Annotated in this window: 12 protein-coding genes; 5 read left to right on the forward strand and 7 right to left on the reverse strand. The window is 66.9% G+C overall.

The features are described from left to right. Positions 1 to 146: 146 nt before the first annotated feature. Both AB0L70_RS17880 and AB0L70_RS17885 read left to right on the forward strand, forming a co-directional pair. The gene (locus tag AB0L70_RS17880; RefSeq protein WP_363685220.1) at positions 147 to 965 is read left to right on the forward strand and encodes an LLM class flavin-dependent oxidoreductase; all 819 of its coding nucleotides are present in this window, start codon (positions 147 to 149) and stop codon (positions 963 to 965) included. Positions 966 to 1,079: 114 nt separating this feature from the next. Next, positions 1,080 to 2,402: a hypothetical protein gene (locus AB0L70_RS17885; RefSeq protein WP_363685222.1), complete on the forward strand. Its 1,323-nt coding sequence runs from the start codon at positions 1,080 to 1,082 to the stop codon at positions 2,400 to 2,402. A gap of 255 nt (positions 2,403 to 2,657) precedes the next feature. Here AB0L70_RS17885 and AB0L70_RS17890 read toward each other — a convergent pair whose 3' ends face one another. After that, on the reverse strand, positions 2,658 to 3,293 hold the full coding sequence (locus AB0L70_RS17890; protein ID WP_363685224.1) for a TetR family transcriptional regulator: 636 nt from the start codon (positions 3,291 to 3,293) through the stop codon (positions 2,658 to 2,660). A gap of 101 nt (positions 3,294 to 3,394) precedes the next feature. On the opposite strand from AB0L70_RS17890, the gene AB0L70_RS17895 reads away from it, so the two are divergent. From AB0L70_RS17895 to AB0L70_RS17905, 3 genes are all read left to right on the forward strand, one after another. After that, positions 3,395 to 4,825 carry a DHA2 family efflux MFS transporter permease subunit gene (locus AB0L70_RS17895; RefSeq protein ID WP_363685226.1) on the forward strand — a complete coding sequence of 477 codons (1,431 nt, stop codon included), beginning with the start codon at positions 3,395 to 3,397 and terminating at the stop codon, positions 4,823 to 4,825. Positions 4,826 to 4,838: 13 nt separating this feature from the next. Further along, positions 4,839 to 6,326: an FAD-dependent monooxygenase gene (locus tag AB0L70_RS17900; protein ID WP_363685228.1), complete on the forward strand. Its 1,488-nt coding sequence runs from the start codon at positions 4,839 to 4,841 to the stop codon at positions 6,324 to 6,326. Positions 6,327 to 6,467: 141 nt separating this feature from the next. After that, the gene (locus AB0L70_RS17905; RefSeq protein WP_363685230.1) at positions 6,468 to 8,117 is read left to right on the forward strand and encodes a BTAD domain-containing putative transcriptional regulator; all 1,650 of its coding nucleotides are present in this window, start codon (positions 6,468 to 6,470) and stop codon (positions 8,115 to 8,117) included. On the opposite strand, the gene AB0L70_RS17910 is transcribed toward AB0L70_RS17905, so the two are convergent. From AB0L70_RS17910 to AB0L70_RS17935, 6 genes are all read right to left on the reverse strand, one after another. Continuing rightward, the gene (locus tag AB0L70_RS17910; RefSeq protein ID WP_363685232.1) at positions 8,114 to 8,857 is read right to left on the reverse strand and encodes a hypothetical protein; all 744 of its coding nucleotides are present in this window, start codon (positions 8,855 to 8,857) and stop codon (positions 8,114 to 8,116) included. The genes AB0L70_RS17905 and AB0L70_RS17910 overlap by 4 nt on opposite strands. A gap of 31 nt (positions 8,858 to 8,888) precedes the next feature. Next, positions 8,889 to 9,365 carry a hypothetical protein gene (locus tag AB0L70_RS17915; protein ID WP_363685234.1) on the reverse strand — a complete coding sequence of 159 codons (477 nt, stop codon included), beginning with the start codon at positions 9,363 to 9,365 and terminating at the stop codon, positions 8,889 to 8,891. A 133-nt stretch (positions 9,366 to 9,498) separates the two neighbouring features. Continuing rightward, the gene (locus AB0L70_RS17920) at positions 9,499 to 9,696 is read right to left on the reverse strand and encodes a hypothetical protein (protein WP_363685236.1); all 198 of its coding nucleotides are present in this window, start codon (positions 9,694 to 9,696) and stop codon (positions 9,499 to 9,501) included. Positions 9,697 to 9,872: 176 nt separating this feature from the next. Next, positions 9,873 to 10,577 carry a hypothetical protein gene (locus AB0L70_RS17925; protein ID WP_363685238.1) on the reverse strand — a complete coding sequence of 235 codons (705 nt, stop codon included), beginning with the start codon at positions 10,575 to 10,577 and terminating at the stop codon, positions 9,873 to 9,875. Between the two features lies 1 nt (position 10,578). Further along, the gene (locus AB0L70_RS17930) at positions 10,579 to 10,839 is read right to left on the reverse strand and encodes a hypothetical protein (RefSeq protein WP_363685240.1); all 261 of its coding nucleotides are present in this window, start codon (positions 10,837 to 10,839) and stop codon (positions 10,579 to 10,581) included. Positions 10,840 to 10,923: 84 nt separating this feature from the next. Next, the gene (locus tag AB0L70_RS17935) at positions 10,924 to 12,048 is read right to left on the reverse strand and encodes an NAD(P)/FAD-dependent oxidoreductase (protein ID WP_363685242.1); all 1,125 of its coding nucleotides are present in this window, start codon (positions 12,046 to 12,048) and stop codon (positions 10,924 to 10,926) included. Positions 12,049 to 12,099: the final 51 nt, after the last annotated feature.

A 12,099-nucleotide genomic window follows, 5' to 3' on the forward strand; every position in this document is an offset into this window, starting at 1 on the left:
CGAGGGCTTGCCGCTACGTCCTCGACGAACAACGTGATGACCTCGAGTTCTATTGCCGATTCGGCGGGGTTGTCGGATTCGGGGTTGCTGGTTCGTGGCTAAGGTAAGCGGCCTGAACGAGGGTCCCGGACTCAAGGAGAACCGTGATGAACGACCAGGCCACTCGACGAACCCGACCGTTCCGCTTCGGGGTCGTGGCGCCGATCGATTCTGACCTGCCGGCGTGGCGAGACCGCGTACGCCGCATCGCCGACAGCGGCTACTCGACGTTGCTGATGCCCGACGTTCCCACCTGGCAGCCAGCAATCGGGCCAACGCTGGCAACCGCGGCCGCAATCGCTGACCTGCGAGTCGGCTCGTGGGTCTATGCCGCCGCCCTGCGCGAACCCTGGAGTACAGCGTGGGAGGCCCATTCGCTGTCGGTACTCACGGAAGGCCGTTTCGAAATGGGCATCGGCGCCGGCCGACCGGGGATCGAAGTCGAGCTGGGTCAGCCTGCCGTCTCCCCCGCTGAACGTCGCGCCAGGATGCGCGAGACCGTGACCGCCCTGCGAACGTTCGACGGCCCCGATCTGCACACGCCGGTTGTCATGGCGGTGAGCGGACCGAAGTCACAGGCGCTGGCGCTCGAAGTCGCCGACGCCGTCACGTTCGTCCTCCCATCAGACGACGACCGGGCGGAAACCACGAACCGGGTACGCAACTTCCCCGCCGACCGGGACCTCGAACTCGGCCAGCACGTCGCCGCTGTCGGTGACGGTGTCGCTCCGTTCATGGCGGGGCCCGGCCTCGACACCGCGGCGCTTCGCGCGGCCGACTCGCTCGTCATCCTTCCGAGTGACCCCGCGGCAGCCGCCGAAGAAATCCAACGACGTCGCGAGGAGATCGGCTTCTCCTACTTCGTCATCGGCGCCAACTTCGCCGACACACTCGCGCCAGTTGTGGCCAAGCTGGCCGGCCAGTAGGCGAAGCGTGTCCGTGGTGAGTCTCCAACTGCTGGTACCGGGACTGCCACGGAGGCGGGTTTGTAACTTCCGGGGCGGTGGGTGCATCTAGCTGGTGTCCTTAAGGGGGACGCCATGAAGCAGTTCCGCGCCGCACTCGTCGTACTCACAGTTGCCGCAGTGTCGGGGGGAGCGGTCTCTGTCCCGGCGGCCGCTATCGCCGGCGGTAGCCACATAGGCTCGATCGAGTTGGTGTCGGTCGGTTCGAACGGGGGTGGTGCTGATGATGCGTCGGGGGTGTCGGGGCACGGGCGGTACGTCGTGTTCTCGTCGGCTGCTGGTGATCTCGTGAGTGGTGACACCAACGACCAGCGGGATGTGTTCGTGCGGGACGTGGTGAGTGGGCGTACGTCGCTTGTCTCGGTCGGCGTGGGCGGGGTGCAAGGGAACGGGGAGAGCCGGCAGGGGTCGATCTCGGCTGACGGGCGGTACGTCGCGTTCACGTCGTACGCGTCGAATCTGTTGCCGGGTGACACCAACGACAGCCCGGATGTGTTCCTGCGCGATCTCAGGACCGGGCGTACGACGCTGGTCTCGGTCGGCCCGAGTGGTCCGGCGGATCTGGGGGCGTATCAGCCGGAGATCTCGGCCGACGGGTTGCACGTGGCGTTCACGTCGGCTGCGACCAATCTGGTGGCCGGCGACACCAATGACGCCGCGGACATCTTCGTGCGCGACCTCCGGTCCCGGCGGACCGAACGCGTTTCGGTGACCTCCGAGGGGCAGCAGTCCGACTACTACGCCAGTGACCCCACGATCTCGGCCGATGGGCGGGTCGTGGCCTTCGTCGGCCCCGGCGTGATCGAGCCCGGTCCGCCACCGCCGATCTCCACGGTCTCGGCCATCTATGTCCACGACCGCACCACGAAGACGACTCGGGCGATTTCGCCTGGTGTGACGGTGGACCCACGGTCCTTCTTCGCCGATACCGGCGTACCGGCGCTGTCCGCCGACGGCCGGTTCGTGGTCTTCGTCGTGATGGGGTCGGTGGGTCCCGATGCGATCTCGAATGTCTGGCTGCGCGATCTGCGGACCAACCGGCTCGAGCTGATCTCGGCTGATCAGCAGGGCCGGCCTACGTCGACTTTCGGGGGCGCGACTGGTCAGGTCTCCGCCGACGGGCGGTATGTGACCTTCGGAACGACGGGACGCATGACACGTGCGGACCGAGGCGACCTCAGCGACGTGTTCCGGCTCGACCGGAAGACGGGCGCCCTGGTCTGGATCACGCATCAGCAGGACCAGGCCGGCACCTTCGGCCGGATCGGAAGCTACCTGCCGATGATCTCCGACGACGGACAGCACGTGGCGTTCACGTCGGACGACACGCAACTCGTACCAGGCGGCGGGACCACCGGCTACGACACCTACCTGTGGAGTTCTAACCGCCGTAGCTGAGGCGGGTGGCGTCCCTCCCCAAGAGGGACGCCACCCAGCGCATTGGGATCATTCTTCCCACTGAAACTGCCAGCCGGGGGCGCAAGGCCATTCGGGCGCGCAGGTTGAGTCAGGGTCGCGGTACCAGACGTCGGAGACGGCGTAGCCGTAGTGGCGGTACATGTTGTGCTTCTGGATGCACTCGTCCTCGGTGTCAACAGTCCGGCTACAGCAGGATGACGTTTTACGAGTGGATGCTGTAGGCAACGATTCGGGTCAACGGACGGCGTAGCGACTCAGCGAGGGTTCGAGTTGCGCGAACGCTTGCCGAGCCATGCCGGAGAGCTCGTCGATGGTGTCGGCACGGGTCCTGCCTTCGAGTGTCATGCGTAGCGCTTGCCGGAAGAGGACTCGGTGAACTGCGGCGAGTTGCGCCGCGGCGACTGCCACCGTGATGTCGTCGACAGCCGCACTGGTCTCCGCGGCGAGTGTGGCGGCGATGGCTGCTTCGCGCTGCTCGTCGATCTCGCGAAGCCGGGCGAGCAGTGCGGGACTGCCGGTGATCATCTTGACGAATCCCTCACCGGCAAGCCCGACCGACGCGGCCCGGACGTCCAGTGCCGCGAAGTAGGCGCGGTGGAGAGCGGCCAATGCCGACTCTCCGCTCTCGCGGGCGGCGATAGCTTCCGCGGCGTGCGAGACGAGCTCGGCGTGCTGGTCGAAGACCAAATCTTCCTTGCGGGGGAAGTAGTTGGTGACCGTCATCTTGGCGACGCCGGCCGCCTCGGCAACTTCGGCGATCGTCACCTCGTCGAAGCCGCGCTCCAGGAACAACCGCGTCGCCACATCCGAGATCTGCTGTCTGGCCAGCTGCTTCTTCCGCTCCCGCAGCCCGGATCCGCGCGCGTTCATGAAGTGCACCCTACCTTAGTTATGACCAACCCATATCTAGGTTTGACATAAAATTAGGTTGAACATACAGTTCAGTCGAAACCTGGAGAGGGAGGTACGACATGCCAGTCGACACCGGCCACCCGGCTGGTCCGGCCGCGACGCGGGGCGGGCTCGCCCCACTCGACCCTGTGCTGCTGAAGCTCGGCGGGGTGCTCAGCCTGGCCGCCGTACTCGCCGGGCTGGACGCGACGATCGTGAGCGTCGGTATCGACTCGCTGGCAAGCGATCTGGGTGATCCACTGTCCACACTGCAGTGGGTGTCCACGGGGTATCTGCTGGCGATCTCGATCGTCATGCCGCTCTCAGGCTGGCTGGCTGATCGGTTCGGTGGTCGCGTGGTGTGGCTGAGCTCGGTTGCTCTGTTCGTGGCCGGATCGGTCCTCTGCGGCTTCGCCTGGTCAGTGCCCGCTTTGATCGCGTTCCGGATCGTCCAAGGCATCGGTGGCGGACTGATGCAGCCGGTCGGGCAAGGAATCCTGGCACAGGCCGCTGGGCCTGATCAGCTCGGCAGGATCGTCGGCGTACTGGTCATGCCGGTGCTCTTCGCGCCGGTCGTGGGTCCGGTCATCGGCGGAGTGATCGTGGCGGAGCTGGACTGGCGCTGGATGTTCTTCGTGAACGTGCCGGTCGGGCTGCTCGCTCTGCTGATGGCACTGCGGGTGGTCCCGAAGGCTCGCTCGGGCGCACCAGTTCGCGAACGACTCGACTGGCTCGGGCTCGGCCTGCTGTCACCGGGTCTGGCCGCGCTGATCTACGGTCTGTCCTCGGTCGGCGATCACGGCGCCGGCTCGCTCCGCGCGATCGTCTCGCTGATCGCGAGCACCGTGCTGCTCATCGCGTACTGCGTGCACGCACTGGTCACGAAGACGACGCCGTTGATCGACCTGCGGCTGTTCGCCCGACGCGGTTTCACTGCGGCCACCACGAATTCGTTCCTGCTCGGCGCCACGCTGTACGGCTCGATGCTCGTCCTGCCGCTGTACTTCCAGCAGGTCCAGCACAGAGGTGCTATCGAGGCCGGGCTCTCGCTGGCGCCGCAGGCCCTGGGCGCCGCGGCGATCTCGTACTTCGCCGGGCGGCTCACCGATCGGATCGGCCCACGCGGGGTGATCTTCGTCGGCATCGGGCTCAGCCTGATCGGCACCGTGCCGCTGGTTTTCGTCGGTGCCGGCCTGCCCGCCTCGATGATGCTGATCGCGTTGACCGTCCGCGGCATCGGGATCGGCGCAACGATGGCGCCGGGTATGGCGACGGTCTTCGGCAGTGTCGAGCGACATCAGGCCCCTCGTGCCGCGACTGCTTTGAACGTGATGAACCGCGTCGGTGGCTCGATCGGTACGGCGGTACTCATCCTCGTCCTCCAGGGCCAGCTGGACCACCACACCGGCAATCCGGCCGCGGCGTACGGCGTCACCTTCGCCTGGGCCCTCGGCCTGTCGATCCTCCCGCTCTTTCCCGCCTTGGCGTTCCCCGCCAAGAACCAACGATGAACCAGGAGATCCCATGTCCTACGAAGTGATCGTTGTCGGAGCCGGCCCGGTCGGGCTGACACTCGCGATCGAACTCCACCTGGCCGGTATCAGGCCCGTCGTACTGGAGCGCCTGGCCGAACCGGCCCCACAGCGCAAGTCGCGTGGCGTCGGTCCACTCGCCTTCGAAGCACTCCAGCGCCGCGGACTCGGCCCTGCACTCGAGGCCTGCCAGCCCGAACGGCAGGACGAGAAGAAACGAGACCACGGCAGCGCGAAGAACCACTTCGCGTGGATCCACAAGATCGATCCGGACCTGCAGGAGGAGCCCGATCGGACCGGGCGGCTGATCTGGCAACCAGACCTGGAGCGAATCCTCGCCGACCATGTCGGTGCCCTCGGCATCAGTGTGCTGCGGGAGTACACGGTGGTCGACCTCACCCAGAATGCGGAGAACGTCTCGATCACCGTCGACACACCCGACGGCGAGCAGCGGCTCGAAGCGGCGTACGTCGTGGGCTGCGACGGTGGCCACAGTACGATCCGGACGCTGGCCGGATTCGACTTCCCCGGTACTGCCCCGATCATGACGGCACGCCAGGCCCAGGTGCAGATCGCGGATCCGGACAAGCTGCCACCGTCCGGCCGGCTCGAAGGTGGCATGTTGATCCACGGCCCGGGGGTGCTGGGTGCGTTCGACTTCATGGAGGGACCCGACGTACCGCGAGGTCCCGTGACACCCGAGGAGTTGCAGGCCAGTGTGCGCCGGGTCGCCGGCGTCGACGTGACCATCACCGAGGTCAGTGACGCGCTCCGGTTCACCGACAACGCCCGCCAGGCCGGCACGTACCGACTCGGCCGGATCTTTCTCGCCGGGGACGCGGCACACGTACATTCGCCCAACGGCGGACAGGGCCTCAACCTCGGCCTCAGCGACGCGGTCAACCTCGGGTGGAAGCTGGCGGCGCAGGTGCGAGGCGTTGCGCCCGATGGACTGCTCGACACCTACACCGAAGAGCGGCATCCCGTTGGCGCCTCCGTGCTGGACAACACCCGCGCGCAGTCGGCGCTGATGCGTCCTGGACCTCACACCGACGCATTGCGTGACATCGTGTCTGAGCTGATGGACATCCGGGAGGTCAACCAGTACTTCTCCCGGCTCCTCGGCGGGCTGTCGATCCGCTACGCCTTCCCGTACGTCAAGCCCGATGATCACCAGTTGATCGGCACCTACTGTCCCGATCTCACCTTCGTCACCGCGAAGGGTGCCGGTCAGTCCCGACTCAGTGAATTCACCACCACCGCCCGCGCCGTACTGCTCATCCCGGCCGGACGGGAAGCAGCCGATGGCTGGCGGGACCGTCTCGAGATCGTCGAAGTCGACTGCATCGACGACGACCGTCTCTCGGCCGTCCTGGTCCGCCCTGACGGCGTGATCGCCTGGGCCTGCACGCCCGGCGAGACCCCCGACGAGGACCAACTCCAAACCGCGCTAACCACCTGGTTGGGCATCCCGACCTGACCCCACCTGAGGGCAGTTCCGAACTGGTTGTTCGAGTTGAAGCGATTGAATGCGTATCAAGGGGCAGCGGGCTGCGTCCGTACAGGTGAGGGGGAAGCATGACGATGGGTTGCACGGGTGAGGGGCGGGCGGGGTAGGCCTATGTATTTGCCGCCGGTTCTTCGCCCCCTGGCCGCCGAGGGGTTGACGACCCCGGCGGTGCAGCGGATTGCGGAGGCCCCGTTCTCCGTGGTTCGTGGGGTGCCGGGGTCGTACTCCGCGGAGCGGTTGGCCGGTGTGGTCGACGGGTGGCAGCGGCTGGGCGACTGCGTCTGGCTGCGCGCCAGCGATGTGCGCCCGACGGAGCTCGCACCCGCACTCGCCGCGGCCTGCCTGCACCGCTGGTCCGCAGAGGAGCCAGGCCCGGATGTACGGCTGAATGAAGAGCTGACGCGAGCACCCGAAGGCGCGGTCATCGTGCTCGAACTCGGGAACCGCGTGACGACAGCCCTCACCCGCCTGGTCAAGGCGATCCGCCCGACCATCACCGCTCGTGGAGTCAGGATGGTCGTGGTCGCGGAGAGCCGCTGGCATTCGCCCGTCGTACGCGGGCCGGACTGCGTGGTCTCGGCGTCCGACCTCGTAGACCGAGCACCTCTTGAGCAGCGCCCGCAAAGACTCATCAACCGGTACGGCGCAGTCGTCGACGACCTCCGAGCAGCCGCGCAACTGTGGTCGCCGGACGCCGTGGACGAGGCCCTCGACGAGGCGCACCACCTGCCGTCCCTGCTCGGCCGCCTCACTACGACGCTGCTCGAACGGCTGACCCCCGATCAGCGCAGTGCACTGCAGGTCGCGCTGACCGTCGGCTACTGGCACCCGCAGATGGGAACGGGCTCAGTCACTTCCGAGCAACTCCGGCCGTGGTTGGTGCCGATGGAGCAGCAATGGGGCTGGCTACGCCCGATCTGGGCGCCCGCGCTGAGGCGGGAGCTGACCAAGCCAGCCAATGCCAAGCGTGCCAACTACGCACCCGCGCCCGCGCAGACCGCACCGCGCCAAGGCGTACTCGAGGCCCGCCTGCTCGGCTCTCTCGAAGTACGACTCGACGGCGCACCGGTCCGGTCCTGGAACGGACAACGAGGTACGAGCGTCCTCCGCTACCTGCTCCATCGCCGCCGCCACGCCTGCGCGCGGGACGAACTGCTCGAGGAGTTCTGGCCCGGCGTTCCACCCGCCGCTGCACGCAATCGCTTGCAGGTCGCGGTCAGCGGCCTACGGAAGGCTTTCCTCGACGTCTCGTCCGTGAACCTGGTCGAGTATGCCGACGGCACCTATCGGATCAACGAAGACCTCACCGTCGAGGTCGACGTTGAGACCTTCGAACGCGAACTGTGCGCCGGCGCCGCAGCCGAACGCGCCCACACCAAGGACGAGGCGAGAACGGCGTACCATCGCGCGATCGCCTTGTACCGTGGCGATTTCGTCTCCGACGCACCCTTCGAACAGTGGACCGTACTGCCCCGCGAGAGCCTGCGCATCAAGCTGATCGACGCCCTCGACCGGCTCAGCCGGATCGAGCTGGCCGAGGGCCGGATCGACGACTGCATCGCCACCGCCCACCGGATGCTTGACCTCGACCCGTGCCGCGAGGACGCGCATCGACTGCTGATGCGCTGCTATGCCTCACAGGGACGTACCTATCAAGCCATCCGGCAGTACGGCTTCTGCGAGCGGATCCTGCGAGCGACCATCGACACCGGCCCCGCACTCGACACCATCCGCTTGTACGACGCCATCCGGAGCAGCTAGGCCAGCGACAACGCCGGCGGCTGCCTCGTTGCTCTGGGCAACTGCAATTCGAAGCGCAACTGCAGACTGTGAATTCCGGCAGGCAACTGAACCCCCGGGAACCTCAACGCGACGTCGTCTTCCGCTGCCCCAGTCCCAGTACGGGCGCCAACCGCAACCCAGCCTTCTCCGTTGGAGCCGAGCCGGTGAGCGGACAGCGTGGCCCGGTAGCCGAAGTCGCCCCCGACCGCCCGGGTGTTGGTGATCACCAGGTTGATGTCGCGCCCCACTCCCCCGATCGCCTTGCCGGCGTCAAGAACCACCACCTGGTCCGAGGACGCAACGGACCGGGGCCGGGACGAGGCTTCAGCAGGAGGTAATCCCCCGTGCTTCTCGACGAACGCCGACACCTGATCGGGATTCCACCCGACCCAGGTCTGCTCCGCCATCGTGCGCACATGCGTCACCTCGGAGCGCTGCGGCTTCCCGTCAGCCGCCAGCGCGATCCGCAGTACGAACGCCTCCAGGCGCTCGCCGTCCGGCAGGCGAGGCCCGGCGGCCTCGCCTCCCGCCTCGCCACGCCGTGCGGCCACACCGTTGGCCACGTCACGGAGTGTCTCGCCCTCGCCGCGCACCGACGCCAGGGCGGTCGCGGCCACGGCCAGCGCCTCCCAGGTGTAGATCCCCGACTCGTGCAGGCGTGCCTCGGTGGCCGGGCCGATACCCTTCAGATCACGGAAACTCGCGAGCGTCTGGTTCATTGGCTCCACCTCCCGAAGGACCGGTCCTCGATCAGTTCGGGTTCTCGACCTGGATGATCGGACCCTCGTTGAACCCGGTCATGTCGAAGCCGGGCTGGCCGAGGTTGCTGTTCAGGAACACCGAGACGACCAGCTTGTAGATGCCGCTGGTCTGGCTGCCGGGGTCGCCCTCGTCCAGAGTGCTCGGCGGTACGTTCAGCGTGACGGCGTAGTCCGACGTGGCCGGGTCGGCGGCCACACTGTTGTCGGCGGCCAGCAGGATCTCCGGGCCGCCGCCGATGGATTCGGCGAACACCTGGACGTTCCAGTTGCCGCCGAGCGCGGACAGCCAGAGCGGCCGGAGCAGGCCGGTGATCTTCCACTCCACCTTGATCTGGAACGCGTCGTCGCGGTTCAGCACGTGGTTGCCCACCTCGAACGGCGGGAACGTGTTGGCGGGGTCGAGGACGACCACGGTCGTGACGTTGCCCTCGATCAGGCCGGGAATGTTGGGATCGAACTGCTGCATGACGAACTCCCTCGAGTAAGGACGGACCACGACTGGTCCGCTCCTACCGAGAGGGTGCCGCCCAGCACTGAGCCCGCGGCCACAGCTGCACTGAGCGGCCGCGCTCAGTCCTGGTTAAGCGGAAACGCGCTGGTCAGCCGCCGATCCCGGACGAGATCTCCAACCCCTCCGTGCCGCCGTAGTGCAGCGCGAAGAAGTCGCCGCGGTCGATCACCGTCAAACCACCCGAGCGTTTGAGCATCAACCGACGGCCACAGCCGTCGTGCGGGCAGACGAACAGCAGTTCCATCCCGTTGTCCGCCTCGAGAACCATCCGGTGCCTGGGGTTCATGGTCAGACCTCCGCCTCACTGCGAGTCACTGAATAGCTACCCCTACCTGTACCCACTCGGCGAACGCACGGAACGAATCGCCGACGGACGGGGCATCCGCCGGCGATTCTGGGTGGATCGGCGCTGGGGCAATCGGCCGATCCGGTGGGGCGGTCAGCTGACGAACTGGCGGGCAGTCAGCTGACGACTCGGAAACCGTTGCGCTTGCCGAGTTTGGTCAGACTCGCCAACCCCGGGATCCCGTCGAAGGGCGGTGGGACCGTGGCCTTCTGGAAGATCGCGTACGCCGTCCGGAACTCGGTGCCGGCGTACCCGTCGACGAACTCGGCCTTCTTGAGCCCCTGGTGGCGGAGCGCCTTCTCCACGATCAGTACGTCGTGCTCGTGCAAGCCCTGGCCCTGCGGCCGGAACTGGTCCCGGCGGGCAGCATCGATCACGTTGCTGAGGTCGACCGCCGGCAGCGGCGGAACCACCTGGCCCGGCCGGTAGATCCGTACGCCGTTGATGTCCTCGCTCCACCCGCGGTACTTCTGCCCCCAGGTGCGGGTGATGTACGAGATCGCCACCTTGTCGACCTTGCCGCGGCGCTTGATGTCGGTGCTGTAGCAGTTCCCGTCACCGGTGCTGATCGCGACGTGCCCGTCGCCACCGTTGGTCCACCAGATCGGGACACCGAGTGGCGGCGTACCGCTCGTGCCGTGCTTGAAGTCGGTCCCGAAGTACCCCTTCTCGGCCGAGCCGTACATCGGTCCGACGTTGAAGCAGCGCCGGACGAAGACCAGGCACCAGCCGAACCAGTCGGATTCGCCCGGCGGTGGTGTCGGGTTGGTGACCTGCCCCTTCGCGAAGTCGATCGCGGCCTGTCCCATCCTGATCGCCATCTCAGTCATCCCCTTCGAGCCCGACGAGGAACCCGGCCTCTTCGGGCGACTTCACGGAGTCGTCGGGCCTGGTCTGCTGACCGGCCACCTCGTCCAGCTCGCGTTCGAACTTGTCGACCTTGCCCTGGTTCGGGAACTCGGCGTGCTCACTCGCCGCCTCCGGGTCGTCGGCGAGTACTCCCGGCGACTGGCTCAGCGGCAACAGCTTGGTTTCGTCTACTGCGTCGACGGACTCGGAGTCGTCGACAATGACGTCGGTCATCGTTCTTCCCCCTGCTCTCTGGAACTACACCGCCACTGTCCACCCCACCCTTCAGCCAGCCTTAAAGCCACGTTTACAAGGGATTCAGACCTCAACCTCAAACATGCGTTTCGCGTTCTCCAGCGACTCCGTCACCGCAGCCTGCCCGTGCGGGACCATGTCCTGCTGGTACGACGCCAACGCCTCGAGCAACGGCGTCCCATCGGTCAGAGCCTTGGTCAGGCGGGCTGCGTCCCAGAGCGCGGTGTTCGCGCCGGCGCCCGCGGCCGGGGTCATCGGGTGTACGGCGTCCCCGAGCAAAGCGACTCGCGATACCGGCCACTCGGCCACGCGGATGCAGGTCCGGAGCGTGATCGGGAACGCCGCATCCACCTCCGCGGTGGCGATCAGCTCCCGCACAGCCGGATGCCAGGAAGAGCTCAAACGACTGACGATCTTCCACAGCTCCGCCGGGCTCAACGCGAACAGTTCGTCATCGGCGCACCCGAGTACGTCGCTCGTCGCAGTCAACACCGCCATCAGGTAGTCGCCGTACTCCTCGGGCGGCGTCCGGAACAGCACCGGCGCAAAGGCGGCACTCGCGCCACGCCCATCGGTCACGAAGCAGAAGCCCCGCATGAACGCCTCCGGCACGGCCGCCCGAACCGCCGGCGTCAACGGCACCTTGCCGTAGATGCAGCGCACACCGATGTCCACAGCCTCGAAGTCGGGCAGCAACTGCGCCCGCACCCCCGATCCGACCCCATCCGCACCGATCAGTACGTCGACACTCTCGGAGCTCCCGTCCGCGAACCGGATCTCCACTCCGTCGGCGTCCGCGGCGTACGACTCGAACTGCTTGCCAAAGGCAAGTACGTCGTCCAGCCCGGTCATCAACGCCCGCCGGAACGCATACCGATCGACCGCACTAACCGTCTCCGGTCCGCCACCCGGAAAGACCTGCTCGAACATCGGATTCAACTGCCCGTCGAACCCAGCCAGCAGATCACCGGGATGCGTCGCCGTCTCGATCACGCGCCGCCGCACCGCATCCGGCAGGGTCGCGGCCAGCGCCTGCTCCCCCACCGGGCTGATGTGGATCCGATAGCCCTGCTTGCGGTGCTGCGCGGACGGATCCCGCTCGTACAGCCGTACGTCGACTCCCGCCTTCGCCAGCCCCTGGGCCAGCGCCAGCCCGCCGATCCCCGCACCCACGATCCCAACTCGCATGTCACAGCCTCCTAATCACCCGTTGGGTGGACTTTATCATCCGTCTGGTTG

The sequence above is a fragment of the Kribbella sp. NPDC051952 genome (genome assembly GCF_040680855.1).
In the GTDB taxonomy this organism is placed as follows: Bacteria; Actinomycetota; Actinomycetes; order Propionibacteriales; family Kribbellaceae; genus Kribbella.

Excerpts from the sequence above, each read along its gene's own strand:
- AB0L70_RS17915 (WP_363685234.1), bottom strand. The coding sequence starts at position 9,365 with ATGCAGCAGTTCGATCCCAACATTCCCGGCCTGATCGAGGGCAACGTC.
- AB0L70_RS17925 (WP_363685238.1), bottom strand. The coding sequence starts at position 10,577 with ATGGCGATCAGGATGGGACAGGCCGCGATCGACTTCGCGAAGGGGCAG.
- AB0L70_RS17895 (WP_363685226.1), top strand. The coding sequence starts at position 3,395 with ATGCCAGTCGACACCGGCCACCCGGCTGGTCCGGCCGCGACGCGGGGC.
- AB0L70_RS17905 (WP_363685230.1), top strand. The coding sequence starts at position 6,468 with ATGTATTTGCCGCCGGTTCTTCGCCCCCTGGCCGCCGAGGGGTTGACG.
- AB0L70_RS17910 (WP_363685232.1), bottom strand. The coding sequence starts at position 8,857 with ATGAACCAGACGCTCGCGAGTTTCCGTGATCTGAAGGGTATCGGCCCG.
- AB0L70_RS17885 (WP_363685222.1), top strand. The coding sequence starts at position 1,080 with ATGAAGCAGTTCCGCGCCGCACTCGTCGTACTCACAGTTGCCGCAGTG.
- AB0L70_RS17930 (WP_363685240.1), bottom strand. The coding sequence starts at position 10,839 with ATGACCGACGTCATTGTCGACGACTCCGAGTCCGTCGACGCAGTAGAC.
- AB0L70_RS17935 (WP_363685242.1), bottom strand. The coding sequence starts at position 12,048 with ATGCGAGTTGGGATCGTGGGTGCGGGGATCGGCGGGCTGGCGCTGGCC.
- AB0L70_RS17880 (WP_363685220.1), top strand. The coding sequence starts at position 147 with ATGAACGACCAGGCCACTCGACGAACCCGACCGTTCCGCTTCGGGGTC.
- AB0L70_RS17920 (WP_363685236.1), bottom strand. The coding sequence starts at position 9,696 with ATGAACCCCAGGCACCGGATGGTTCTCGAGGCGGACAACGGGATGGAA.
- AB0L70_RS17890 (WP_363685224.1), bottom strand. The coding sequence starts at position 3,293 with ATGAACGCGCGCGGATCCGGGCTGCGGGAGCGGAAGAAGCAGCTGGCC.
- AB0L70_RS17900 (WP_363685228.1), top strand. The coding sequence starts at position 4,839 with ATGTCCTACGAAGTGATCGTTGTCGGAGCCGGCCCGGTCGGGCTGACA.